Annotated in this window: 22 protein-coding genes; 10 read left to right on the top strand and 12 right to left on the bottom strand. The window is 45.5% G+C overall.

From position 1 onward, the window contains the following. The first annotated feature begins 46 nt into the window (after nucleotides 1-46). Complete coding sequence (aroQ, locus tag ACRD67_RS19510) at nucleotides 47-463, top strand: type II 3-dehydroquinate dehydratase (protein WP_430968971.1); 417 nt, start codon at nucleotides 47-49, stop codon at nucleotides 461-463. A gap of 82 nt (nucleotides 464-545) precedes the next feature. After that, nucleotides 546-1,724 (top strand): PQQ-dependent sugar dehydrogenase, encoded by a 1,179-nt coding sequence (locus ACRD67_RS19515; RefSeq protein WP_430968972.1) that lies wholly within the window; start codon nucleotides 546-548, stop codon nucleotides 1,722-1,724. A 24-nt stretch (nucleotides 1,725-1,748) separates the two neighbouring features. Here ACRD67_RS19515 and ACRD67_RS19520 read toward each other — a convergent pair whose 3' ends face one another. From ACRD67_RS19520 to ACRD67_RS19550, 7 genes are all read right to left on the bottom strand, one after another. After that, entirely contained in the window at nucleotides 1,749-2,030 is a 282-nt protein-coding gene (locus ACRD67_RS19520; RefSeq protein WP_430968973.1) for a DUF3817 domain-containing protein, read from the bottom strand. 463 nt (nucleotides 2,031-2,493) lie between these two features. After that, a complete protein-coding gene (gene lpdA, locus ACRD67_RS19525; RefSeq protein ID WP_430968974.1) occupies nucleotides 2,494-3,885 on the bottom strand; it encodes a dihydrolipoyl dehydrogenase in 1,392 nt (463 codons plus the stop codon). Nucleotides 3,886-3,988: 103 nt separating this feature from the next. Further along, nucleotides 3,989-4,516, bottom strand: coding sequence for a DUF1572 family protein (locus tag ACRD67_RS19530; protein ID WP_430968975.1), 528 nt, complete (start codon nucleotides 4,514-4,516; stop codon nucleotides 3,989-3,991). A gap of 45 nt (nucleotides 4,517-4,561) precedes the next feature. Continuing rightward, entirely contained in the window at nucleotides 4,562-4,969 is a 408-nt protein-coding gene (gene msrB, locus ACRD67_RS19535; RefSeq protein ID WP_430968976.1) for a peptide-methionine (R)-S-oxide reductase MsrB, read from the bottom strand. Further along, entirely contained in the window at nucleotides 4,966-5,469 is a 504-nt protein-coding gene (gene msrB / locus ACRD67_RS19540) for a peptide-methionine (R)-S-oxide reductase MsrB (protein ID WP_430968977.1), read from the bottom strand. The genes msrB (ACRD67_RS19535) and msrB (ACRD67_RS19540) overlap by 4 nt, the downstream gene beginning before the upstream one ends. Before the next feature lie 220 nt (nucleotides 5,470-5,689). Then, nucleotides 5,690-6,175, bottom strand: a complete 486-nt coding sequence (locus tag ACRD67_RS19545; RefSeq protein ID WP_430968978.1) for a hypothetical protein — start codon at nucleotides 6,173-6,175, stop codon at nucleotides 5,690-5,692. Between the two features lie 256 nt (nucleotides 6,176-6,431). Next, entirely contained in the window at nucleotides 6,432-6,986 is a 555-nt protein-coding gene (locus ACRD67_RS19550) for a collagen-like protein (protein ID WP_430968979.1), read from the bottom strand. A gap of 1,010 nt (nucleotides 6,987-7,996) precedes the next feature. Here ACRD67_RS19550 and ACRD67_RS19555 point away from each other — a divergent pair. From ACRD67_RS19555 to ACRD67_RS19580, 6 genes are all read left to right on the top strand, one after another. Beyond that, nucleotides 7,997-9,934: an alpha-1,4-glucan--maltose-1-phosphate maltosyltransferase gene (locus tag ACRD67_RS19555; RefSeq protein WP_430968980.1), complete on the top strand. Its 1,938-nt coding sequence runs from the start codon at nucleotides 7,997-7,999 to the stop codon at nucleotides 9,932-9,934. A gap of 2 nt (nucleotides 9,935-9,936) precedes the next feature. Further along, entirely contained in the window at nucleotides 9,937-11,571 is a 1,635-nt protein-coding gene (locus tag ACRD67_RS19560) for a maltokinase N-terminal cap-like domain-containing protein (RefSeq protein ID WP_430968981.1), read from the top strand. Nucleotides 11,572-11,579: 8 nt separating this feature from the next. Next, a complete protein-coding gene (glgB, locus tag ACRD67_RS19565; protein WP_430968982.1) occupies nucleotides 11,580-13,478 on the top strand; it encodes a 1,4-alpha-glucan branching protein GlgB in 1,899 nt (632 codons plus the stop codon). A gap of 101 nt (nucleotides 13,479-13,579) precedes the next feature. Beyond that, nucleotides 13,580-15,979: a glycoside hydrolase family 31 protein gene (locus ACRD67_RS19570; RefSeq protein WP_430968983.1), complete on the top strand. Its 2,400-nt coding sequence runs from the start codon at nucleotides 13,580-13,582 to the stop codon at nucleotides 15,977-15,979. A gap of 35 nt (nucleotides 15,980-16,014) precedes the next feature. Continuing rightward, nucleotides 16,015-16,824, top strand: coding sequence for a M48 family metallopeptidase (locus ACRD67_RS19575; RefSeq protein WP_430968984.1), 810 nt, complete (start codon nucleotides 16,015-16,017; stop codon nucleotides 16,822-16,824). A gap of 69 nt (nucleotides 16,825-16,893) precedes the next feature. Next, a complete protein-coding gene (locus tag ACRD67_RS19580; RefSeq protein ID WP_430968985.1) occupies nucleotides 16,894-18,225 on the top strand; it encodes an MFS transporter in 1,332 nt (443 codons plus the stop codon). Nucleotides 18,226-18,276: 51 nt separating this feature from the next. Here ACRD67_RS19580 and ACRD67_RS19585 read toward each other — a convergent pair whose 3' ends face one another. Genes ACRD67_RS19585 through ACRD67_RS19600 form a run of 4 tightly spaced genes read right to left on the bottom strand, consistent with a single transcriptional unit; the run spans nucleotide 18,277 to nucleotide 21,213 of the window. After that, the gene (locus ACRD67_RS19585) at nucleotides 18,277-19,008 is read right to left on the bottom strand and encodes a head GIN domain-containing protein (protein ID WP_430968986.1); all 732 of its coding nucleotides are present in this window, start codon (nucleotides 19,006-19,008) and stop codon (nucleotides 18,277-18,279) included. An 18-nt stretch (nucleotides 19,009-19,026) separates the two neighbouring features. Beyond that, on the bottom strand, nucleotides 19,027-20,118 hold the full coding sequence (locus ACRD67_RS19590) for a DUF4097 family beta strand repeat-containing protein (RefSeq protein WP_430969171.1): 1,092 nt from the start codon (nucleotides 20,116-20,118) through the stop codon (nucleotides 19,027-19,029). After that, nucleotides 20,099-20,662, bottom strand: coding sequence for a hypothetical protein (locus ACRD67_RS19595; RefSeq protein ID WP_430968987.1), 564 nt, complete (start codon nucleotides 20,660-20,662; stop codon nucleotides 20,099-20,101). Before ACRD67_RS19595 ends, ACRD67_RS19590 begins: the two co-directional genes overlap by 20 nt. Continuing rightward, on the bottom strand, nucleotides 20,659-21,213 hold the full coding sequence (locus ACRD67_RS19600; protein ID WP_430968988.1) for an RNA polymerase sigma factor: 555 nt from the start codon (nucleotides 21,211-21,213) through the stop codon (nucleotides 20,659-20,661). The genes ACRD67_RS19595 and ACRD67_RS19600 overlap by 4 nt, the downstream gene beginning before the upstream one ends. A 215-nt stretch (nucleotides 21,214-21,428) precedes the next feature. Here ACRD67_RS19600 and lon point away from each other — a divergent pair, with 215 nt between their 5' ends. Both lon and cmk read left to right on the top strand, forming a co-directional pair. Beyond that, nucleotides 21,429-23,879, top strand: a complete 2,451-nt coding sequence (lon, locus tag ACRD67_RS19605) for an endopeptidase La (RefSeq protein ID WP_430968989.1) — start codon at nucleotides 21,429-21,431, stop codon at nucleotides 23,877-23,879. Nucleotides 23,880-23,964: 85 nt separating this feature from the next. After that, nucleotides 23,965-24,657, top strand: coding sequence for a (d)CMP kinase (gene cmk, locus ACRD67_RS19610; RefSeq protein WP_430968990.1), 693 nt, complete (start codon nucleotides 23,965-23,967; stop codon nucleotides 24,655-24,657). Nucleotides 24,658-24,694: 37 nt separating this feature from the next. Here the strand turns inward: cmk and ACRD67_RS19615 are convergent, their stop codons facing one another. After that, on the bottom strand, nucleotides 24,695-25,075 hold the full coding sequence (locus ACRD67_RS19615; protein ID WP_430968991.1) for a LysM peptidoglycan-binding domain-containing protein: 381 nt from the start codon (nucleotides 25,073-25,075) through the stop codon (nucleotides 24,695-24,697). Nucleotides 25,076-25,169: the final 94 nt, after the last annotated feature.

Raw genomic sequence — 25,169 nt, forward strand, 5'->3', positions numbered from 1 at the left:
TTTTCCATCGCTTTTTTTATGCCGCAGTATTTCCTATTTTTGGCGCATGAAGCTGATCATAATCAACGGCCCCAACCTTAACCTGCTTGGGAAAAGGGAACCTGAGGTATACGGAAACACCACCTTTGACAACTATTTTAAGCAGTTACAGGAAAAATTCAATACGGTGGAGCTCCATTACTTTCAATCCAACATAGAAGGAGAGCTAATCGACAAAATTCAGGAAGTGGGGTTTTCCTTTGACGGCATCATATTGAATGCTGCTGCCTATACACATACCTCCGTAGGTATAGGGGATGCCGTAAAGGCTGTTGAAACGCCGGTAATCGAGGTCCATATTTCCAACACCTTTAAGCGCGAGGATTTTAGACACGTCTCGCATATCTCTTCCGGTGCCAAGGGCGTAGTGCTGGGTTTTGGGCTGCAAAGTTACGATCTTGCGATTCAAAGTTTTTTGGAATAATCTGTAAAATAAGGGGTTACACATACTTTATAGCCCAAAATACGCGTTCTTGTTCATAGACATTACCCATTAATCCGCTATGATGATGAAAACGCTTGTTAAGAAACTTAACCCTTTTTTCCTTGCCCTAATTTTTTCCTGCAATTCCAGTGACGATCCCGGTCGCACCGATCCGGTTGATCCGCCTGACCCCAGTGGTCTTTCCGTGGTGAACGCCTTTCCGGAACTGCGCTTTAGCAGACCCTTGGATTTACAGAGTCCGGCAGATGGTACGGACCGTATTTTTGTGGTAGAACAACGTGGGGTCATCCAGGTGTTCCCCAATGTAGCCAATACGCCCAGTTCCACCGTTTTTTTGGATATTGAGGATGCCGTATCCGATACGGCCGATGAACAGGGCCTCCTGGGGCTGGCATTTCATCCCGATTACGCTACAAATGGATACTTTTTTGTGTGCTATAACCCTTCTGAACGCCTCTCTGTAATTTCCCGTTTTCGGGTATCGGATACCGACCCGGACCAAGCCGATGTGTCCAGCGAGACCCTTATTTTGGAAATCCCACAGCCTTTTACCAATCACAATGGCGGACAACTGGCTTTTGGTCCCGATGGTTATCTCTATATTGCCTCGGGCGATGGAGGTTCTGGTGGCGATCCACAAGGGAATGCGCAGAACAGGGGCAATCTCCTGGGCGGTATACTACGGATCGATGTGGATCGGACGGAAAATGGCAACAACTACGCTATACCGGCAGATAATCCTTTTGTGAACGATAGTGGAAGTAGGGGAGAACTGTTCGCCTACGGCCTGCGCAACCCTTGGAGAATGAGTTTTGACACCCAGACCGGTTCCCTGTGGAGCGGTGATGTAGGGCAGGACCGCTTGGAAGAGATCAATATTATAGAAAAAGGCAATAATTACGGATGGAATACAATGGAGGGCACTGAATGTTTTCTTGCAAATTCATGTGATACCAATGGCCTTACCCTTCCCGTTCATGAATACAACCAGGATCAGGGCGATGTTTCGGTCACTGGGGGATATGTCTACCGGGGAAGCCTGGTACCCGAACTGCAGGGCCGCTATATCTATGGGGATTTTGCCTCTGGACGGATATGGGCGCTTACCACAAATACGAATCCTACAAATACCTTACTGGAAGACACCAATTTGGGTATTGCCTCCTTTGGTACCGATTCCGCTAATGAGCTTTATATCTGTAGCTTTGACGGAGCCATCTACAAGTTTGAACAGAATTAGGGAGTATACGCTACCCTAAGGCAATTACCCCTGTTTTCTCAAGTATTTTTGGTCCGCATAAAAAGTACCAAAGGGCAAAAGCGAGGCGATGAACAGCATGGTAAAACGTCTCAAACCCCATTTGCGTTCGTAGCAAAAAACTGCTGCCAGGGCCACAAAGGCGATAAAAAGGAATCCATGCGCATAGCCGATATAGATATTGGGTTCGGGAATTTCCCCCCAGTACTTTAAGGGCATGCCCAGGGCAAAAAGCAACAGATAGGAAATGCCCTCAAGAATGGCGGTGGTACGGAATACGGTCAACATGTTTTTAGGTTCAAGGTTTAAAGTTCAAGGTTCAAGGTTTAAAGTTCAAGGTTCAAGCTCAAGTTCAAAATTGCCATTGAGAACTCATCTCACCTAATTCATCATTCATAATTCGGTTCAAAGCACCCATCAGTATCTGCAATTGACCATTGTTAAGGGTTCAAGGTTCAAGGTTGGGCATTGTTTAATGTTTATTGTTCATTGTTCACTGCCTACTGCCGGATAAAGTGCATCGCGCCTTACGCCAAGGGCCGAGCACATTGCCAATTCATCATTCATAATTCATCGCTCGACACATAAAACCCAACACTGCCAACTGATTACTGCCCATTGTTTATTGCTAATTGTTCACTGCTTACTGCTAACTGCCAACTGTTTCTGGTTCAAAGTTGGGCATTGTTTATTGTTAATTGCTTATTGTCAACTGTCAACCGTCAACTGCCCACTAGGATTCAGGTAGAGTTTACAGGTGTATAACCTCGCCATAGGCATCCGCCACAGCTTCCATAACAGCTTCGCTCATCGTAGGATGGGGATGTACCGCTTTGAGCACTTCATGTCCGGTGGTTTCCAACTTTCTGGCTACGACCGCCTCGGCGATCATATCGGTGACCCCAACACCTATCATATGGCACCCTAGCCATTCCCCGTACTTGGCATCAAAGATTACCTTGACAAAGCCATCCGAGTTGCCGGAAGCTTTTGCTTTACCGCTGGCGGAGAAGGGAAACTTGCCCACTTTAATATCGAATCCTTTTTCCCGCGCCTGTTTTTCCGTAAGCCCTACGGACGCCACTTCGGGGATGCAATAGGTACATCCGGGAATATTGCCATAATCCAAGGGTTCCACATGCATCCCGGCAATTTTTTCCACACAAAGGATACCTTCGGCCGAGGCCACGTGGGCCAGGGCTTGCCCAGGGGTAACATCACCAATGGCATAATATCCTGGAATGTTGGTATGGTAATAATCATTCACAATAATCTTGTCCCTGTCCACGGCAATCCCTACCTCTTCCAGGCCTATGTTCTCTATGTTGCTCTTGATGCCCACAGCAGATAGTACAATATCCGCCTCCAGGACCTCCTCGCCCTTCTCGGTCTTTACGGTGGCCTTTACGCCATTTCCGGAGGTGTCTACCTTGGTAACTTCGGCGGAGGTTTTTATTTTGACGCCGGCCTTCTTGAAGCTCCGTGCCAATTGCTTGGATACCTCCTCATCTTCCACGGGCACAATATTGGGCAAGAACTCCACCACGGTAACCTCGGTACCCATGGCGTTGTAGAAATAGGCAAATTCAATACCTATGGCACCACTCCCCACTACGATCATCTTCTTGGGCTGTTCTTTAAGGCTCATCGCCTCGCGGTATCCAATCACCTTCTTTCCATCCTGAGGTAGGCTGGGCAGTTCCCTGCTTCGCGCTCCTGTGGCAATGATGATATGTGATGCGGAATACTCGGTTTCCTTGCCGTCGGCATCGGTTACCGCTACTTTTTTACCAGGGCGCAGTTTTCCAAAACCGTTCAGGACCTCTATCTTGTTCTTTTTCATCAGAAATTGAACGCCCTTACTCATGCCATCGGCCACACCGCGACTTCGTTGCACCACGGCACCGAAATCCTTATCGGCACCCTCTACCTTCAATCCATAGTCGCCCGCATGCTGTAGATACTCGAACACCTGAGCCGATTTCAATAAGGCTTTAGTGGGTATACACCCCCAATTTAAGCAAACACCGCCAAGACTTTCCTTTTCTATAATTGCGGTCTTAAATCCTAATTGCGAAGCCCTAATGGCGGTTACATATCCCCCTGGGCCACTACCTAAAACAATAATATCGAAATTGCTCATATATTAAATTTTTTATATCCAAAATTGAAGTGGCAAAGTTACGAAACCAAAATGAAAGCCCATAGGGAGCTTATGAAAATAAATGTGAAGATCGGGCGCTGCCCTAGTGGGAAAACTTTTGTTGGTTAAAGGCCTCCGAACCGCCCTTGGGAATGGATAAGGAAATCCAATCCTTGCCCTTGATCATTTTGCCCATAAGTACAATTTGGCCCACGTGGTTGGCGTAGTGCGCAAGTTGCCGGTTCACGGCCTCCATGGTGGTATGCGCTTCGCCCCTAATTCGGATGGGTGTATCAAAGTTATCGGCATTGATGGATTCGAGTGCGGCGAAAAGGCAGGCCCAGCCCTCTTCCCAGGCCTTTTGCATCTTGGCCTTGGTAGGGTAGGGGTCCTTGAACTCCGTTTCCCTGTTTCGCCAGGATTTTTCACCATCCTCGGTCCTGAAGTTGGTCCACCTGCTCAACATGTTCCCTACCATGTGCTTTACGATCAGGGCAATGCTGTTATCGGCCTCATTGTAGGTCCAATGGATATCCGTTTCGCTCAGTTGCAAAAAGGTCTTGTCGCCCAACGTTTTATAACGCCGGAACTCGTAAAGTGCACTTTCGATAAAGTTGGTCGTATAATCCATTTTCCTTGTTTTCGATGCCGTTTGGCACCTTCAAAGATAAATGAATCAGTCTTTCGAAGCGTCAAAGTCGATGCTGACCGAATTGATACAATACCGCTGTCCGGTAGTATCCCTGGGTCCGTCATTGAAGACATGCCCTAGGTGGCTCCCGCAATTGGCACACACGGTTTCTGTACGGATCATACCGTGCGACGTGTCCCGTATGTACTCTATGGCGCCCTCTACGGCTTCATCAAAAGAGGGCCAACCACAACCGCTCTCAAATTTATGTTCGCTTTCAAAAAGCTTTGCATTGCAGGCCTTACAGTGGTAATCCCCATTTTCAAAATGCAGGTTGAATTTTCCTGTGTGGGGATATTCGGTGCCTTTTTCGCGAAGCACACGATACTCATCCTCGGAGAGTTGCGTTTTCCAGTCGTCCTCGGATTTATTTATGGGATACGTTTTGCTCATTCGTTTTCAGGTATAAAGTTTAGGGCTGCCCCATTGATACAATGTCTTTTTCCGGTAGTGGCCGCCGGACCGTCATTGAACACGTGCCCTAGGTGACCACCGCAGGTGGAACAGTGTTCTTCCGTACGGGCATAACCGATGTTGTAATCCGTGCTAAAGGAAACCGAACCTTCTATTTCCCTGTCAAAACTGGGCCAACCGGTACCCGAATCAAATTTATGATCGCTCTTGAACAAGGCCGTTCCACAGCCTGCACAAGCATAAGTACCCTTTTCCTTATTATTGAGCAAGGAACTGGTAAAGGCGTTTTCCGTTCCTTTCCTTCGCAGGATATAATATTGCATATCGGTGAGTTCTTTGCGCCACTCCGCATCGGTCTTGGTCACTGCATAGGTCTCTTCCTGTTGTTCGTCCGTTTTAGCCGCCACTTCCTTGTCTTGGGAAACACCCTTGCAACCCGCAAGGATAATACAGAGGCCAAAAATTACTTTTTTGATCATCGTTTTTGTTTTTTAGACGCACTTGTCTTTCGGTCCTTTCAAATTTACGTCAATATTGGCTAGATAATCGGATCAGGTAGCAAAAGGACATAAAAAACCCCTGTTCCCAAATGAGAAACAGAGGTTATGATGAATCAGGATCTTAATGAAAACTAAACCGGCATGTAGTCGGTATCATGGGGAATACCACGGACAAGCAATCTTATGGGGTTTCACTAGGTCAATTTCGAACCAAATCCAGTGAGACCCGGGCAGGATCATCTATCCCATCCCCATCAAAATCAAATTCGGCAGGCCCTTGTATGGAGAGGTTATTGCCAGAAAATTGACTTCCAAAAAACTCGAATTCGTCTGGATCATCATCATAGGATACTACCAATAAATCTTCATCAAACCCAAGTCTTCCCGTGGTTACCTCTGATGCTTGCCCAACTTGGGTAATGGTAAGTGTAAATCTTCCATTATTCTGAATTACCAATGTTACGGTACCACCCTCTTCAACAACATCTATCCGTTGCGATGGTCCGGTTCCGGCAATATCGAATACGGCACTTGTGGCTATCCAACTTCCAGCAATATCGGAAATTGAAAAATTGTCCCCCTCCAAGGAAAAATCTTCCTCATCACTACTGCAGGCAGCAGTGAACAATAGGGATATAAAAAGCAACAAGGAGAAAATTGGAGGTTTTTTAGTTTTCGTTTTCATAGGACTAGGTTTAAAAGTTATTTGTTCTTTACTACGGAAGTCTTAAATATGTTGTACTTCGCGCTTACATAAAAGTAGCAAGCGTATAAGGTTCCGATTAGCAGGGATGTTTCAATCTTTGATACTGGGGTTACAAAAAGCGCAAATTCAAGGAAATTACGGTCGGGAAGCGGCTTACTGCGGTCACGTACCCTAAAAAGCAAACGCCCCATTTCAAAAAAAGAAACAGGGCGTTTTATATATATATGGGGAAAAATTAATTCACAGGTACCCGCTTGATATCGCTTTCGCTAACATTCAAGCTTTGCATCACGGCACTAAGGTTGGACTTGTCCAGTTTGGAGGTGGCAAAATCTGCCGGTACCACCGCGATGCGGAATATTTGATTGTCCGTATCCCCCGGAAGCAGACTGGCCAGATCAAAATCGGCCTCCAAGAAAATATTCACATCCAGAAAGGTATGATCGTAATTGTACTGCAGCAGTCCTTGATCTACGATAAGGGTTTGGGGCAGCAAACGCCAGACATCTACGGCCTCCCCGTTACTGTCCTCCGTTTGATCAAAGAGAATATAGACCAGCACAACATCCGACTCGAAGACTTCTATGGTTTGTGGAAACTCAAAAAAGATCGAAAAATCATTGGAAGGGCTAAAATCCCCTTCAATTTCAATGACCTGCCCTAGAATATTTACACCATCCAGGCCATCCAGGCCGTTCAGACCGTCAAAACCGGGAGGTCCGGCGGGGCCTTCACAGGAAATAAAAAATAGGGCGATTAAAGTACCGAGGGTAAAACTGATTTTTTTCATAATAACTTGTATTTGTGTTTGTTGATGCACCCCTTGGTTATAAGGCCTTTTTCAGGGTTACTCTATCCGTTTTACAAAAAGCGTTCCAAAAAATAGCAAAGCTTTGGTTTTTCAATGAAAATAGAGATTCCTCGCAGGCTCGGAATGACAAATTATTGTGTATTGTCATTCAGAGCTAAGCTTAGCGAAGTGAAGAATCTCAACCGTATACCAAAAACCAGAAACAGTGGGTAGTGTTCAGTTATGAATTATGAGGGACGGGTTAAAAAGTGAAGAGTTATAGCGTTGCGCACAAATACTTGCCAGGTTCAGCACTCATAATTCGAAATTCATCATTCGGGGTTCCAAACAGCTCCTTCCCTTTGTTAAGGGAAGGTGGCCCCGACCGAAGCAAAGCGAGCGTCGGGGACGGAAGGGTAGTTTGCTATTCGTTCATCTCTGATACGGCACTGAGCCAAAGATCGTATCGACAACAGTGGGCAGTGGGTGGTTGATGGTGTTACATGCTAAGTTTAGCGTTCGTAATCCCAAATCAGCCAGAGATTTTTTCAAAATCCGTCGAAGATTTATTTTAAATCCGCTAGAGACGTGTTTTGAATCTGCCAGAGATGCGTTTTGAATCTGCCAGAGATGTGCTTTGCATCCGCCAGAGATGTGCTTTGCATCCGCCAGAGATGTGCTTTGCATCTACCAGAGATTCCTCGCAGGCTCGGAATGACAAGCCAACCTACCTTGTAATTCAGAGGGCCACATAGATAAGTGAAGAAGCAAAAGCCATTAGCGAAGAGAACCCATCATTCATAATTCATCAACTCCTGAACTCACAACCCATAGTTCATCACTCAATACGGAGAACTGCCCACTGCAACTGTCAACTGCCCACTACTGACCTTGAACTTTAAACCTTGAACCTAAAATTCCGTTAGCCCCCGTAAAATTTATAGCGTTGCGAATTTGCGTTTCCCCATAATTTCCTATTTTTAGCAAAAACCGGATCAAACCAAAAAATTATGTTGAGACAACAACGTGTTGTAATAGAAAACATCGCGCCACAGCTGCATGCCGGGGCGTTCTTTATAAAGCGGGTCGTTGGGGAATCCGTTACGGTGACCGCCGATGTACTCCCCGATGGACATGATGTAATCCAGGCCGAAGTGCTGTTTAAGCATGAGACGGATAAAAAATACAACGAGGTGCGCATGTCACATTTGGGAAATGATGTGCATACCGCTTTGTTTCCTGTACAAAAACAAGGATACTACACCTACAAAGTAAGGGGTTGGGTAGACTATGCGCTAAATTGGCAACACGGTATTGAGGCCAAACTCAAAGATGGACAACATGTGAAGAGCGAACTGCTCGATGGAGTGCAGTACTTAAAACAACTTACGAAAAAGGCCCAGGCCGCTGAAAAGACCTATGTGGAAAACCTGGCAAAGTGGTTCCAGGACGATCGTAGCTATGACCAGGCCGTTACCGCCGCCACCTCAGAGCAATTGCACGAATTGTTCATAAAATATCCTGCGCGATTCCTGGCAAATACAGGTCCGGACCTACAGGTCTATGTAGATAGAAAAAAAGCCAACTTCAGTACCTGGTACGAATTTTTTCCAAGGTCGGCCGCAGCGAAGCCGGGAACGCATGGTACGTTTAAGGATTGTGAGCGCCTGCTGCCCAGAATTGCCAATATGGGCTTTGACACACTTTATTTTCCCCCGGTACATCCCATAGGGGAGGTGAACCGAAAGGGGAAGAACAACACCACAGACGCCCAGGAAGGAGATAGCGGTGTTCCCTGGGGCATTGGTTCCAGGCTGGGGGGGCACAAGGCCATACATCCGGAATTGGGAACGGAAAAGGATTTTAAGGGCCTTATTGATAAAGCCAAGGATATGGGCATTGAAATAGCGATGGATCTTGCGTTTCAGGCGGCCCCGGACCATCCCTATATTAGTTCCCATCCGGAATGGTTCCGAAAACGTCCTGATGGTACCATGCAGTACGCGGAAAATCCGCCCAAAAAATACCAGGATATCGTCAATTTTTATTTTGAGACCGAAGCCTATAAGGAGCTCTGGCAAGAACTGCTGGACGTTACCCTGCACTGGGTGAAACTGGGTATACAAATATTCCGTGTGGATAATCCCCACACCAAACCCTATTATTTTTGGAACTGGTTGATCGCACAGGTTAAAAAAGATCATCCCAATGTGCTTTTCCTAGCCGAGGCCTTTTCCCGGCCCAAAGTGATGCAACAATTGGCCAAACAGGGGTTTTCCCAATCGTACACCTATTTTACCTGGCGGGTGAGAAAACATGAACTCATCGAATATGTGGTAGAACTGACCCAGACCCAAATGCGGGAGTACTACCGGCCCAATTTTTGGCCTAACACCCCGGATATCAACCCCTACCACCTGCAAGGTGCCAATGAGGCCATGCACCTCCTGCGGTATGCCCTGGCGGCCACATTAAGCGGAAATGTTGGCATCTACGGCCCCGTTTTTGAATATATGGTCACCGAGGCCATGCCAGGCAAGGAAGAATATCTGGATTGTGAGAAATACGAGATACGGCATTGGGATTGGACTCGGGAGAATAAGCTCATGCGGGTCATCGGTAAAATAAACGAGGCTCGGAAAAACCACCAGTCCCTACAACAGACCAACAACATCCGATTCTGCCATATGGAGAACGAACAGCTGCTCGCTTTTTACAAATGGAACGATGACAGAACCGATGAAACCTTGATGATCATCAGTCTGGATCCACATTATGCCCAACAGGGCTCTGTACAACTTCCTATGGAAGATTTGGGAATACATCATGGACAATCCATAAATATTCACGACCTTATTACCGACAATGGGTATATTTGGGATAAGGAGTGGAACTTTGTCGAATTGCATCCCACCTTACCCCTTCATTTGTTCCATATTAAAAAATAAGGATGTCCAAGAAAAAGCAAGATTCCCTGGCACGACCCCCCTACGCCTTTGACGTATCATGGGAGGACCTGCTCGAAAACAAGGCTTTTATCAAAGTTTTTCTCTCCGATGTTTTGGAAGCCTATATTCTAAAACAACGTTGGTACGGTGGCAAGGCGAGTAAGCTCAAATACATAGAACTCCAAGAGTATTTCCGTATCCAACAAAAGGGAGAGGTCTATTATGGCCTGCTGTTGGAAGTGAATTATGAAGAGGCCTTTTATCAGCACTATTTTTTGCCTATCGCTTTCGTATCCGACGAGAGTTTTGCCAAGAAAGACAGGATTTTACCTCTGTCCATCAAGGGCCAGGAGGGGTTTATCATCGATGCGGTTAACCTAGAGGCCTTTCGAAAGCTGGTTTTTGAACGCATCGCACACGCGGAACCCAATGATACCACCCGTGTAAGCTACCACAAGAGCAGGGATTTTGCAGATACCAGTTATGTTTCCTCCCGCTTTATGGGCCTGGAGCAGAGCAATACCTCCATCATCATCAACGACACTTCGGTCATCAAGTTCTTCCGTAGAATTTACGCGGACAGGAATCCGGACTATGAAATGAGCCAATTTCTGTCCGAGAGAAAGGGATACAAAAATACGCCCGCCTATCAGGGAAGCCTAAGCATCACGGATTCGGAAAACGTGAATATTACCATTGCCTTGATGCAAGAATTGGTTCCCAATCAGGGCGATGCTTGGGATTATATGTTAAAGGAACTGCAGAAGATCTTCGGCAACCTGGACTATAAGCACATTAATGTGCACGCCCTGCCTAAGACCGAAATGTTCCAACGGCTGTCCATCAAGGATGTTCCCCCGGAGATTATTGACTGGGCGGGACTCAACATTTTTTTGAAACTTCAGGTATTGGCCAGAAGGACGGCGGAAATGCATATCGCCCTAGGCTCGGAATTTGAGGATACGGCTTTTACGCCCACCCATTTTAATGGAGATTACGAGGTTTGGCTAAAGAACAGATTGCTGTACCAATTTCAGAACCGTTTGAATACGGTAGAGAACAACTTGCATCGCTTGGAAGGACTTACCCTGGACCTGGCCAATGAGTTTTTGGAGCGCAAGAACGAGATTCGAAAGCGCTTTGTGAACTTCGATTGGACCAAATTAAAAGGGGAACGCATTAGGGTACATGGCGATTATCATTTGGGGCAGATACTGGTCAAGGATGAGGATTTTTATCTGCTGGACTTTGAGGGGGAACCGGAGAGTACCATACGGGATCGCAAGGTGAAGCAACCTCCCCTTAAGGACGTTGCGGGTATTTTTAGGTCGTTTCACTACGCCATCTATGCTACCATTTTTGGTGAGGGCAACAACTACCCGTATTCCCAGGAAGATCTTTTTAAGGCCGGGGAAATCCTTTACCGTTTTTTTATCGGTGTATTCCTGGGCACTTATGTGGAGATGATACAGGAACATAATTTAAATATCGGGTATAGCCAGGAGCGCATCTTTATTCTGGAATATTGTATGCTGGAAAAAGCGGTGTACGAACTAGGCTACGAAATGAACTCCAGGCCCATGTGGGCCATCATACCCCTGGAAGGGATTATGAGCATTATTAACGAAACTAACTAACGATTACTATGGGCAATGTTATCCCGCACAGTTTATTCTCAGATTTTGATATTGACCTGTTCAAGGGCGGAAAGCACTTTCGGCTTTATGAAAAGCTGGGCTCGCATCTTATAGAGGTCAATGGCGAAAAAGGCACCTATTTTGCCGTTTGGGCCCCAACGGCCAAATCGGTTTCCGTTGTGGGCGATTTCAACTATTGGCTAGAGGGCGACCATAAACTCAATGTTCGCTGGGATGAGAGCGGTATCTGGGAGGGCTTTATCCCTGGCGTGGACAAGGGTACTAAATACAAATACAAGATACATTCACATAATAACGACATAAAAACAGAAAAAGCAGACCCTTTTGCGCGTTATTGTGAACATCCACCCAATACGGCCTCCGTGGTTTGGGATGCGCCCTATAAATGGAAGGACAAAAAATGGATGGGCTATAGGGAGGAGAAAAACGGCCTGGACAGACCCTATTCGGTTTATGAGGTGCATTTGGGGTCCTGGAAGCGCAAAAATGGCGGGGACAAATTTATGTCCTATGTGGAATTGGCTGAGGATTTGGTCACTTACGTAAAGGAAATGAATTTTACCCATGTGGAGTTCATGCCCATTATGGAATATCCTTATGATCCCTCTTGGGGATACCAGCTTACGGGGTATTTTGCTCCTACCTCCCGCTTTGGAAAACCCGAAGATTTTAAACTATTGATCGATAAGCTGCATCAAAACGATATTGGGGTCATTCTCGATTGGGTCCCTTCACATTTTCCGGAAGATGCCCACGGATTGGGGTTTTTTGACGGCTCCAATCTATACGAGCACCCAGACCGAAGGAGGGGATATCACCCAGACTGGAAAAGTCTTATCTTCAACTACGGAAGAAACGAGGTGCGGGCCTTCTTGATCAGCAATGCCTTGTTCTGGTTGGATCAATATCATGCCGATGCCCTAAGGGTAGATGCCGTAGCTTCCATGTTATACCTGGATTATTCCAGGGAAGAAGGGGAGTGGGAACCCAATGAGTTCGGGGGCAGGGAGAACCTGGAATCCATATCCTTTATTAAGGAGCTCAATGAAGAGGTCTATAAAAGTTTCAAGGGCGTGCAGACCATAGCGGAGGAGTCTACCTCCTTCTCCATGGTTTCCAGACCTGTGAACATAGGCGGACTGGGTTTTGGAATGAAATGGATGATGGGATGGATGCACGATACCCTGGAGTACTTTAAAAAAGAACCCATCTATCGGAAGCACCATCAGAACGACCTCACCTTTAGCATGACCTATGCGTTTACGGAGAACTTTATGCTGCCTTTTTCCCATGATGAGGTGGTCTACGGGAAACAATCGCTTTTATACCGAATGCCGGGAGACGAATGGCAGCGCTTTGCCAACCTTAGACTGTTATTTGGCTATATGTATACCCATCCGGGAACCAATCTTATTTTTATGGGGGCCGAATTTGGCCAGACGGCGGAATGGAACTATCAGCATAGCCTGGACTGGCATCTGTTGAAGTACGATTTTCATTCCGGGATACAACAGTTGGTCAAGGACCTGAACAAGGTGTACCAGGATTTTCCGGCATTGTATGAAAAACAGTTCAGTGCGGAAGGGTTTCAGTGGATAGATTATGGGGATCACGAGAATTCCGTACTGACCTATATCCGCAAGGGCCACGATGCGGAAAACGATTTAATAGTAGCCTGTAATTTTACTCCGGTGCCGCGAGAACAGTATCGGATAGGTGTGCCGAAAACCAAAAAGTTAAAGGAAGTTTTTAATACGGATGATACCAAATACGGCGGCAGTGGTATGCGTAATACCAATATCAAAACAACAAAGACACCCTGGCACGGGTATGAAAAATCCGTTGAAATCAGCATTCCCCCACTAGGCGTTGTTATTATGCAATAATATAACCGTACTATAACGTTATAGTTTATAACTGGTCACAATATCTTTTCATTTTTACGGGCTAAAGTCTTTTTTTTGTGAGACTTTAAAAAAAACGGGCAATGATTACCAATACACAGTTGGAATACAAAGGAAATTTGTATCCCGATACCATCATAGACTTTAAACAGGAGACCGATAAACTTTATTTCACGACCCAGAACGGGGTCATCCTTCAAATAACAGTTTTAAGGGATAGTGTCGTCCGATTTAGATATGCCACGCAGAACGTATTTGAGCCAGATTTTTCCTATGCCATAAGCGAGGAGGCCAGTAGAGGGTACAACCACTTGGAGACTAAGGAGACCAAGACCGAATATCTAGTAGAAACGGGTAAGCTTCGCGTGTTGGTGGACAAAAAAACACTGCGGATCCAGATTTCCGATCTGGAAGGAAATATCATTAATGAGGATGAATTGGGGTTCCATTGGGAGGAAAACTACGAGTACGGGGGCAATACGGTGAAAATGAGCAAGATTACCCAGTCGGCCGAGAGTTTTTACGGAATGGGAGATAAGGCCACACATACCAACCTTAAGGGAAAAAGGGTCAATAACTGGGTTACGGACCAGTATGCCTATGGCAAAGATCAAGACCCCTTGTACAAGGCTGTTCCCTTTTTTATTGGCCTTCATAGCGGTAAGGCCTATGGGGTTTTCTTTGACAACACCTTTAGAAGCTATTTTGATTTTGCCCATGAGCGTCGAAATACCACAAGTTTTTGGGCAGATGGGGGAGAAATGAACTATTATTTTTTCTACGGGCCAGAGATGTCGCAAGTAGTAACATCCTATACCGATTTGACCGGGACCCCGGAATTACCCCCTTTATGGGCCTTGGGGTATCACCAATCCAAGTGGAGTTATTATCCCGAGAGCAGGGTCAAGGAGATTGCAAAAACGTTTAGGGACCTCAAAATTCCCTGCGATGCCATCTATTTGGATATTGATTATATGGACGGATTTCGTTGTTTTACCTGGGACAAGGACAAATTTCCCGACCCCAAACGTATGATCGATGAACTCTACAAGGACGGTATGAAAACCGTCGCGATGATCGATCCGGGCATTAAGGTAGACAAGGATTATTGGGTGTATCAGGAAGCTATGGAGAAGGATTACTTCTGTAAGCGCGCAGATGGGCCCTATATGCACGGTAAGGTCTGGCCGGGCGAATGTAATTTTCCCGACTTTACCAATCCCGAAGTGCGGGAATGGTGGGCCGGGCTGTACAAGGAAATGATGGCAGATATAGGCGTTCACGCCGTTTGGAACGATATGAACGAACCCGCCGTAATGGAGGTTCCCTCCAAGACGGCGCCCCTGGATATGAGACATGATTACGATGGGCATCCCTGTAGCCATAGGAAGGCACACAACATATATGGTATGCAGATGGTCCGTGCTACCTATGATGGCGTTAAAAAGTACGTATATCCCAAGCGTCCGTTTGTGATTACCAGGGCCGCCTATGCCGGTGCACAGCGATTTAGTTCTACCTGGACAGGAGATAATGTAGCTACTTGGGAACATCTGTGGATCGCCAATGTTCAGGTACAACGTATGTGCATGAGCGGCATGTCGTTCGTGGGTTCCGATATCGGAGGGTTTGCGGAGCAGCCCAATGGCGAATTGTTTGCCCGATGGATACAATTGGGGATTTTTCATCCGTTTTGTAGGGTCCATTCCAGTGGGGATCACGGGGATCAAGAACCTTGGTCCTTCGGTACCGAAGTGACCGATATTGTCCGGAAATTTATCGAATTGCGTTATCAATTACTGCCCTACCTCTATACCATGTTCTGGAAATATATTTCCGAGGATAAGCCCATGCTACAGTCCCTGGTGTATTATGACCAGGAAGATACCCAGACGCATTTTAGGACCGATGAGTTTATTTTTGGGGAACAGATTTTGGTCTGCCCTATCCAGGAGCCTAACGCCCAGGGGAGGCGTATGTACATTCCCAAGGGAAAATGGTATAATTTTTGGACCGAGGAAATTGTAAATGGCGGAAAGGAAAAATGGGTAGTGGCAGATTTGGACAAGATTCCGATATTCATAAAAGAAGGCGCCATAATTCCCAAGTATCCGGTACAGCAATACGTGGGGGAAAAAGAAATAAAGGCATTACAGTTGGACGTATATTTTAAAAAGGGGACCGAGAAATCAACGGTCTATGAGGACGGACAGGATGGCTACGATTATAAAAAAGGACGGTACAGCCTGCGGAATTTTAAGCTAAAGGGCAAGGAAAATGAACTGATCATACAACAGTTCAAGAACGGGACCTACATTACGCCCTACAGCACCTTTAAACTGCAACTGCACGGCTTGCCCTTTAAGATCGATTGTATTGAGCTGGATAATGAAACCATATCATTCAAGGACGTAAAATTAAATGGAAACAATTCTATTGAAATAAGCAAAGATTTTACAGAACTGCATATTATTGGAAAGTAAATTTTTGTATTTTACCCCTACTAAACACCATTACAATGAGGAGATTATTAATCATGTTGGTTGTCTTTTTTGGCGTAGCCGCATGTAAAACAAATCCATTTACGGGAAAGAGTACCCTGAACTTCTATCCGAACAGCCAGATATTTCCTATGGCCTTTGCGCAGTACGATCAATTTCTTGGAGAGAATAAGGTGATTAAGGGAACTTCCGATGCCCAAATGATTACCAAGGTGGGCCAACGGATTTCTTCAGCGGCAGAGCGTTGGTTGTCTGCTAACGGTTATCCGGGTTACTTAAAAGATTATAAATGGGAGTATAATTTGGTAGATGATAAAACTGTGAACGCTTGGTGTATGCCCGGTGGTAAAATCGTCTTTTATACCGGGATACTTCCCATTACCCAGACAGAAACAGGTGTGGCCGTAGTCATGGGCCACGAAGTAGCTCATGCCTTGGCAGATCACGGTGCACAAAGAATGAGTGCCGGTATGCTACAGCAACTTGGCGCCGTGGCCGGAAATGTGGCCATTCAGGACCCTGAAAAGCGGAATACGTTCAATCAGGCCTATGGTGTAGGTTCCACTGTGGGATTGATGCTTCCTTTTAGTCGAAGTCATGAGACCGAGGCCGATAGGATCGGGCTACAGATTATGGCCATTGCCGGATACAATCCGGATGAGGCCGCTGAACTTTGGAAACGAATGAAGGCAAACAGTGGCGGACAGGCACCACCTGAGTTTTTGAGCACCCACCCATCAAACGACACAAGAATTGCAAATCTTAGCCAGTGGGCCCCCTTGGCAAAGCAGGAAGCGGCAAAATATGGGGTTAGCTCCTTTCAATAAGCAATATGGTATTTCACGAATTGTAGATATAAAGCTGTTCCCTGGGGACGGCTTTAATTTTTTTGACATATGGCAAGAGCAATAGCGATAAAGGGAAGTAAAAAATTGTTAAACGCTTGGGCATTCTATGACTGGGCCAACTCGGTCTATAGCCTGGTGATCGCCTCGGCCATATTCCCCATTTTTTACGGGGCCCTGTTTAGGGTGGCCGAAATTGAAAAAGTGATGGTTTTTGGCGGTGAGATAGCACGTGCACCCCTAATAAGCTACGTCACTTCCCTGGCCTTTGTGTTTATCGCTATTGTTACCCCCTTGGTATCCGGTATAGCGGATTATATGGGCAATAAGAAGGTTTTTATGAAATTCTTCTGTTATCTGGGCGGCGTCTCCTGTATTGGCCTCTATTGGTTTTCCCTTGAGCATATCTATTTTAGTCTGGGCTGTTATTTTTTTGGGCTGGTAGGTTTTTGGGTGAGCTTTGCGGTGAACAACTCCTACCTTCCTGATATTGCCTTTCCGGAACAGCAAGATGGGGTCAGTGCCAAGGGTTTTTCCATGGGCTATATTGGAAGTGTCCTTTTATTGTTGCTCAACTTGGGCATGGTCATGAAGCCGGCCTTGTTCGGAATTGAGAGCGATGCGGGGGAAGCGGCTGAAATAAAAGCGATGAAATATTCCTTTGTGACGGTCGGAATCTGGTGGATACTATTTAGTCAGTACACCTTCTTTCACTTGCCCAAGGGAAACAAAAGAGAGGGTAGAAGGGAGCATGTGGTCCTGAACGGTTTTCGGGAGTTAAAAAAAGTATGGCATCAATTGGGTGAGGAAACCAAATTAAAACGGTATCTGGTCGCTTTTTTTGTGTACAGTATGGCGGTACAGACGGTAATGCTGATCGCTACCTATTTTGGTGAGGAGGAGATCGATTGGGGCTCGGATAGCGGCCGTACGTTTGGGCTGATTATCAGTATTTTGGTCATCCAGGTGGTCGCTATTTTGGGGGCTACCCTGACGGCATTGGCATCCAAGGCCTTTGGGAATATCAAAACCTTGATCGTTATCAATATCTTATGGGTGTTCATATGCATCTACGCCTATTTTTTGATTACCCCCATGGACTTCTATATTGCGGCCGGCTGTGTGGGCGTGGTCATGGGCGGTATACAGGCCTTGTCGCGGTCTACCTACTCCAAGTTTATTCCGGACACCACGGATACCACCTCCTTTTTTAGCTTTTACGATGTGGCAGAGAAAATAGGGATTATCATTGGCACCTTTTTGTACGGCTTTGTTGCTCAGGTTACGGGAAGCATGCGAAATGCGACCATCTTCTTGGGCCTGTTTTTCCTCGTGGGAGCCTTTTTATTGACGCGGGTACATCTCAAAAAGAAGTTATCTTAAAAATAAGAGCGCCGTACCAGAGGCCGGCGCTCGATATTACAATTCTTTATATTATCCTTTGGAAATGTCCCCGGATCCCGATGCTTTGGTATCAACCTTATCGGGATTTCCCCGATAACTGATATCTCCGGACCCGGATACCCTGGCCTTTAGCATTTTATTGGCGGTAACCTTGATATCCGCAGAACCTGATACCTGGGCGGTCACGTTTTCGGCCTCCAGTTCATACGCTTTGATATCGCCCGAACCGGATACCTGTACTTCCAGATCATTGGTCCGGCCACTTAAATTGATATCACCTGAACCGGACATGGTGGCTTCCACAGTGGTAGCCTCAACGGAAAGGGAAATATCTCCCGAACCCGATATATTGGTGTTGAAATTGTCCGTTTTGATGGTAGTTTTCCCTACAATGTCCCCTGATCCCGAGAGTGTTACTGAACTTACGTGCTCTATGGGTACCGTAATGTAGATTCCACCATCCCTGCCCCAGGAGGAAGGTCTAAGGTTTACACCTTTTTCGGTCTTAATGATCAATTTGCCATTTTTTACCTCCGTCTTTATGTATTCGAGCAGGTTTTCCTCTCCTTTTATGGTCAGTTCACCTTCAGTTCCTGAGACGAGGTCTACATCGAACCAGCCAGAGAGGGCTATTGCATCGTAGTCGCCCGTAGACCTTTCTATGGTTACTACGTTCCCGTTTCCTTTAACTTTCTTGCCCCATTGGGCACTTACTGTGGTCGCCAATAGTACGCTTAGCACTAAGATTGTTATTTTTTTCATTTGATCGATTTTTAGATGTTATAGTTTATAAAATGAGATACTGCCGTAATCGCTGGTGATAGACACTCGGTTGCCGCTATTGGCCTGTCCGTAATAGCCCTTGTAATATTTTTCATGGGACTTTTCCTTGCTGATATTGATTTCAAACTCGTCCTTTCCGCTCACCCCTGCATATTCGGCGGTAATTTCAAAGTCAAAATAATACTGGGCGTCATATCCGATTTTGATACCGGTATAATCCGTTCTTATTTCTATGTTCCCGGCATCCTCGGCCATTTCATCGATCTTGAGCGAGCCATAATCCGCACTGATATCCACGTTGCCATGGATCGTCCCTAGCTTTACATTGATATAGTCGCCATTGCCCTGCACATTATTGGCTTCCCCAACTTCCAGATTGCCGTAATCGCTGGAGTACTGCAGGTTGCCCATTTGCTCTATGGTGGAATTGGTGTAATCCGCATTGATGATCAGATCACCAGCTTTTTCCACGGTAAAACCAGAATAATCTGCCGATATTTTACCACTTTTTATATATTCAATGGTGGATCTTGAGGTATAATCAAAACTCAGTTGATTGTTTCTTCCGTGTAGTTCGCCTATCTCCAGCCTTCCATAGTCACAGCTTATTTTAGCATGGCCATCAACACGGTCCAAATAGATATTGCCATAGTCGTTACTTAAGTGAACACTGTTCTTGATAGGGATTTTTATGGTATAATTGATCTGTATGTTCACATTTTTGTTCTTGCCCCAGTTCCACCCCCAGTCGTTCTTGTTTTTATTATAGATGGTCCGTGCAGAAACCAGATCACTATTGGCCTCAAAATCGACGGTAATCTCGTCCAGTCGCCGCTGCACCTTCTCCTCGTTGTTACCGTTGGTCTTGATATGCACCTCTATGAGCACGCGGTTCTCGTTCCAGGAGGTGATGTTGAGGTTTCCATAACTGTTTCTGACCTTTAACAGGGCATCGGAGTTTACATCGTATTCCTTTTTAATCGTTTTCTCCTTGGTATACCTGCCCTTTGGCGTTCCGTTGTTGGCCAAGAGGAAGGTCGGCAGCATCAAAAACAGCACTGCTGTATATTTATATAGTATAATTTTCATCATTATAATTTTTTAAAGTTTTTATTGTATCGATTTGATTTAGAACATCCTGCAAAAGATCTATTCTCGTTTGGAAATTGGTTATCATGGCACTTAGGATAAGCTTGCTGTTCCCTCCATTTAAAAGGTCCTGTTCCAACGTGGTGTAATTGTCCTCCAGTTTTTTTAATTGGATCATTGTATCATCAATGATTTTTTGGGTCTCCGGTGTACTTTGACTCTCCAGCAGTTTTACCTGTTCCTCGACAAGACTGGTAAAATAAAATTGCGTTTTCGAAACTTCCGGAGCTATTTTTGCCATCCGTTCATCTAGCGATTGTTTCGGGGCAAACAGGCCAATACCTACGGCCAACAAAATGGCAACGGAGGCAGCGATGGAAAGTGGTTTCCACCAGGAGCTTCGTTTTCTGTCCATTTTGACCACTTTATGGGTGCCTTCCAGTTTTTCCAAAAACCGTTGTTGGTGACCCTGAGCCGGTTCTTCCGTGTCAAAGGTGCCCTGCAAGTTTTTAAACAAGCTATCCAATTTTCCTTTTTCCATCATTGTACATTTATTATTTTCTTTCTCAAACTTTCCTTAGCTCTGGAAATCGTAGTCCTACAATTTGCATAGCTTATATTCATTATGCTGCTTATTTCTTCGTAATCATAGCCCTCGATTAAATGTAAGGTCAAAGAAACTCTGTAATTGTCCTTTAATTGTTTCATGGTTTCCAGCACCTTTTGAGCCTTCAGTTCTGTAAACACATGATCCGAAGCAACTCCATCATTATCTTCGACCTTGTACATTATATCATCTAGCGCAACTTCGTTCTTCTTACGTTGCTTTCTGTAATGATAGATACTGTTGTTTATTACAATCCGTTTTAACCAAGATCCAAATGTTACCTCCGCTTTGAATGTATGCAGTTTCGTAAACGCATTCAAAAACGATTCCTGCATGATATCCTCCGCTTCGGCACTATTTTTCACGATCCGCAAAGCTGTATTGTACATGGCTTTGTAGTATCGGTTATAAATTTCCAACTGTGCACTTTGTTTTCCTTCTAAACACAATTGTAATAACGCGTCAGTATGTTCAATTTTGTGGCTCAAAAAGTGAATGGTTTGTCTTAGAGATGACTCAATTTGTTCAATGTTACAGTTTTTTAAGGAAATTTTGGATTTCTTGGCACAACAATTGTCCTAGAAGAATATAAAAGGAATTGCGGCCGGGCCAATCCCGTGCTATTGCAGCTTTTTCCTGGATTACAAACTAAAACAAAAACTGGATTTCTGTCCGCGAATGACAGAATGACCGAAATACGAGTATGGGAGATTCTAAATTTTCAAATTTTGACAATATGTCGTTACAAGGAATTGATGAGGATGCCGAATTAATTCCGCTGATGACCCCGGAGGATGAGGAAGAAATGAACAATGAAGGCCTTCCGGAAACCCTTCCGATATTACCTTTACGCAATACCGTTCTTTTCCCGGGCGTTGTAATACCGATTACCGCCGGACGCGATAAATCGATCAACCTGATCAAGGACGCCAACAATGGGTCCAAGGTTATCGGGGTAGTGTCCCAAAAGGATGAGGAAACGGAGAATCCGGGAATCAAGGATATCAATACCTTAGGCACGGTTGCCAGAATATTGAGGGTGCTAAAAATGCCCGATGGCAATACCACGGTAATCATTCAAGGAAAAAAGCGCTTTGAGATTACCAAAGTACTTACGGAGAAACCGTATATCACCGCTACCATAAAAGAAACTGAAGAGCAAAGGCCCGGCCATGAGGACGAGGAATTTTTAGCGGTTATCGACTCCATCAAAGAACTTGCACTGCAGATCATAAAGGACAACCCTAATATACCCAGTGAGGCCACCTTTGCCATAAAAAACATCCAGAGCAACTCCTTTTTGATCAACTTCGTCTCCTCCAACCTTAACTTGGATGTTAAGGAAAAACAGGAATTGCTAGAGATTCCCGACTTGCAGAAAAGGGCTCTGGCCACATTAAAATACATGAATGTGGAACTCCAGAAGTTGGAATTGAAAAATGTTATCCAGTCCAAGGTGAGGAGCGATATGGACCAGCAGCAACGCGAGTATTTCCTACATCAGCAAATGAAGACCATCCAGGAGGAACTGGGCGGGGCTACCTATGACGAGGAAATCGATGAGATGCGCCTAAAGGCCCAAAAGAAAAAATGGGACGAGAAAATCGCCCAACATTTTGACAAGGAATTGTCCAAAATGCAGCGGATGAACCCGCAAGTGGCGGAATACTCCATTCAAAGGAATTACCTGGATCTGTTTTTGGAGTTGCCCTGGAACGAGTTTTCCAAGGATAAATTCGACCTTAAAAGGGCGCAAAGGATATTAGACCGGGACCATTACGGTTTAGAGGACGTAAAAAGAAGGATTATAGAATATTTGGCGGTATTAAAGCTCCGCAACGATATGAAATCTCCCATTTTATGCCTCTATGGGCCTCCGGGTGTAGGTAAGACTTCCCTGGGGAAATCCATTGCCGAGTCCTTGGGGCGCGAATATGTGCGCATGTCCCTTGGAGGAATGCGGGACGAGGCCGAAATCCGGGGACATCGAAAAACATATATCGGTGCCATGCCAGGGAGAATTGTACAGAGTCTTAAGAAAGCGGGCAAATCCAATCCGGTATTCATTTTGGATGAGATAGATAAGCTGTCGAGCAGCCATCAAGGCGATCCGTCCTCTGCCATGTTAGAGGTTTTGGATCCGGAACAGAACAGTGATTTTCACGATAATTTCCTGGAAGTGGGCTATGACCTGTCCAAGGTTATGTTCATTGCCACGGCCAATAACCTTTCCACGATACAGCCTGCATTACGGGACCGCATGGAAATTATAAACGTTACCGGCTATACTATTGAGGAGAAAGTTGAAATTGCAAAAAGGCATCTGTTGCCAAAACAGCTAAAGGAACATGGGCTGACCCCCAAGGACCTAAAAATTGGAAAACCCCAACTTGAAAAAATAGTGGAGGGTTATACCCGGGAATCCGGAGTACGATCTTTGGAAAAACAGGTGGCCAAAATGGTGCGTTTTGCCGCTAAATCCATCGCCATTGGGGAAACCTATAACGTTAAGGTCACCCATGAAGACGTGGAAAAGGTACTAGGACCTGCCCGGATGGAACGGGATAAATATGAGAACAACGATGTGGCCGGGGTGGTAACAGGTTTGGCCTGGACAAGTGTAGGGGGCGATATTCTATTTATAGAGTCCATTCTATCCAAAGGTAAGGGCAACCTGAATATAACGGGAAATTTGGGCAAGGTGATGCGGGAGTCCGCAACAATTGCTATGGAGTATATAAAATCCAATGCCGAGAGTTTTGGAATTTCCCCGGAAGTCTTTGACAATTACAATGTGCATATACATGTACCGGAAGGGGCTACTCCCAAGGATGGGCCTAGTGCAGGTATCACCATGCTCACTTCCCTGGTTTCCTTGTTTACCCAGAAAAAGGTAAAGAAAAGCCTCGCCATGACAGGAGAAATTACCTTGCGGGGCAAGGTACTTCCTGTTGGGGGCATCAAGGAAAAGATTCTAGCGGCAAAAAGGGCCAGGATCAAGGAAATCATTCTTTCTGAAGAAAACAGAAGGGACATTTTGGAGATCAAGGAGGAATACCTCAAAGGACTTAGTTTTCATTACGTGACCGATATGAGCGAGGTGATAGACATTGCCATTACCGATCAGAAGGTAAAAAAAGCAAAGAAACTTTGACCCTTAGGGAAGCTGCTAGCGCAACGGTCCGATAAAATTTGATATCGCCTGTGCAGGAACTCCCTATTTCTACCTATTTTTGGGCATGCAAAAAATCACCATAGCAATTGATGGCTACTCTTCCACAGGGAAGAGCACCATTGCCAAAGAGTTGGCGCGGGCCTTGGGATATATCTATGTCGATACAGGCGCTATGTACAGGGCTGTGACCCTCCATGCCATGCGAAAAGGCTATGTAGGGGGGCACACGGAACATTTGGATGCCTTGGTGAAGTCCCTGCCGGGGATCGAGCTGAATTTTGTCTACAACACTGAACTGGGCTTTGCCGAGATGTACCTCAATGATGAAAACGTTGAAGGGGAGATTCGGACCCTTGACGTTTCCAGACAGGTGAGCAAGGTAGCAACCATCAAGGAAGTAAGGATAAAACTGGTGGATATGCAGAAGGGGATGGGGAAGGAGAAAGGTATTGTAATGGATGGTCGTGATATTGGGACCGTAGTCTTTCCCGAGGCGGAACTAAAAATATTTATGACCGCCTCTCCAGAGGCCAGAGCTACCAGACGTTATAAGGAACTATTGGACAAAGGAGAAAAACTAAGTTATGCCGATGTCCTCAAAAACGTACAGGATAGGGACTACATAGATTCCCACCGTGAATTTTCCCCACTGAAGAAAGCTGAGGATGCCATTGAATTTGATAATAGCGATATGGGCCTAAAGGAACAATTTGAGCGCATTCACGGTTACGCTCTCCGGGTTATCGAAAAGCAATAAAAAAGGGGCCGTTCAGCCCCCTTTATTTTATAGATGATCAAGCATTGGGAATCACCAAGACCTGATCGGGATGGATTACATCCGGATTGCTCAATATATTGGTGTTGGCGGCAAAAATCTCCTTGTATTTCATCATATCGCCATAGTAGTGCTTCGCAATTTTACTCAAGGACTCCCCGCTTTTCACCACATGCCTGTGATACACCGAATCATCCGATACGCCAATGTTGGCCTTGATATCCGAAGGGTTTTCGCCCCCGAGCTCCTTAATTTTGTCCCATATAAGGTCCTTCTCGTAAGGGGTATTGGCCACGCCTTTTATCTTCAGAACACCACCTTCCTCGGTGACATTTCCATCTTTTATCCCTAATTGTTCGCCAAGGCTCAAAACGCCTTGGTACTTCGCTTTAACACTCATACTTGTTCTTTTTAAAATGGTTAATATTTAGGTGTCAAGATACAAATTCTAGTAAGATTTTAACAGAAATCCCCTAAAATAGTAGGTCCGGTTC

The sequence above is a fragment of the Eudoraea algarum genome (assembly GCF_050589645.1).
Classification (GTDB): domain Bacteria; phylum Bacteroidota; class Bacteroidia; order Flavobacteriales; family Flavobacteriaceae; genus JBNGOQ01.

Bases quoted from the DNA above. Each gene is read 5' to 3' on its own strand.
- msrB (WP_430968977.1), bottom strand. From the start codon at position 5,469: ATGATCAAAAAAGTAATTTTTGGCCTCTGTATTATCCTTGCGGGTTGC.
- ACRD67_RS19595 (WP_430968987.1), bottom strand. From the start codon at position 20,662: ATGATGGAAAAAGGAAAATTGGATAGCTTGTTTAAAAACTTGCAGGGC.
- ACRD67_RS19520 (WP_430968973.1), bottom strand. From the start codon at position 2,030: ATGTTGACCGTATTCCGTACCACCGCCATTCTTGAGGGCATTTCCTAT.
- ACRD67_RS19550 (WP_430968979.1), bottom strand. From the start codon at position 6,986: ATGAAAAAAATCAGTTTTACCCTCGGTACTTTAATCGCCCTATTTTTT.
- ACRD67_RS19580 (WP_430968985.1), top strand. From the start codon at position 16,894: ATGGCAAGAGCAATAGCGATAAAGGGAAGTAAAAAATTGTTAAACGCT.
- ACRD67_RS19530 (WP_430968975.1), bottom strand. From the start codon at position 4,516: ATGGATTATACGACCAACTTTATCGAAAGTGCACTTTACGAGTTCCGG.
- ACRD67_RS19615 (WP_430968991.1), bottom strand. From the start codon at position 25,075: ATGAGTGTTAAAGCGAAGTACCAAGGCGTTTTGAGCCTTGGCGAACAA.
- ACRD67_RS19570 (WP_430968983.1), top strand. From the start codon at position 13,580: ATGATTACCAATACACAGTTGGAATACAAAGGAAATTTGTATCCCGAT.
- ACRD67_RS19575 (WP_430968984.1), top strand. From the start codon at position 16,015: ATGAGGAGATTATTAATCATGTTGGTTGTCTTTTTTGGCGTAGCCGCA.
- ACRD67_RS19585 (WP_430968986.1), bottom strand. From the start codon at position 19,008: ATGAAAAAAATAACAATCTTAGTGCTAAGCGTACTATTGGCGACCACA.
- lon (WP_430968989.1), top strand. From the start codon at position 21,429: ATGGGAGATTCTAAATTTTCAAATTTTGACAATATGTCGTTACAAGGA.
- cmk (WP_430968990.1), top strand. From the start codon at position 23,965: ATGCAAAAAATCACCATAGCAATTGATGGCTACTCTTCCACAGGGAAG.
- ACRD67_RS19545 (WP_430968978.1), bottom strand. From the start codon at position 6,175: ATGAAAACGAAAACTAAAAAACCTCCAATTTTCTCCTTGTTGCTTTTT.
- ACRD67_RS19515 (WP_430968972.1), top strand. From the start codon at position 546: ATGATGAAAACGCTTGTTAAGAAACTTAACCCTTTTTTCCTTGCCCTA.
- msrB (WP_430968976.1), bottom strand. From the start codon at position 4,969: ATGAGCAAAACGTATCCCATAAATAAATCCGAGGACGACTGGAAAACG.
- ACRD67_RS19590 (WP_430969171.1), bottom strand. From the start codon at position 20,118: ATGAAAATTATACTATATAAATATACAGCAGTGCTGTTTTTGATGCTG.
- ACRD67_RS19555 (WP_430968980.1), top strand. From the start codon at position 7,997: ATGTTGAGACAACAACGTGTTGTAATAGAAAACATCGCGCCACAGCTG.
- aroQ (WP_430968971.1), top strand. From the start codon at position 47: ATGAAGCTGATCATAATCAACGGCCCCAACCTTAACCTGCTTGGGAAA.
- glgB (WP_430968982.1), top strand. From the start codon at position 11,580: ATGGGCAATGTTATCCCGCACAGTTTATTCTCAGATTTTGATATTGAC.
- lpdA (WP_430968974.1), bottom strand. From the start codon at position 3,885: ATGAGCAATTTCGATATTATTGTTTTAGGTAGTGGCCCAGGGGGATAT.
- ACRD67_RS19560 (WP_430968981.1), top strand. From the start codon at position 9,937: ATGTCCAAGAAAAAGCAAGATTCCCTGGCACGACCCCCCTACGCCTTT.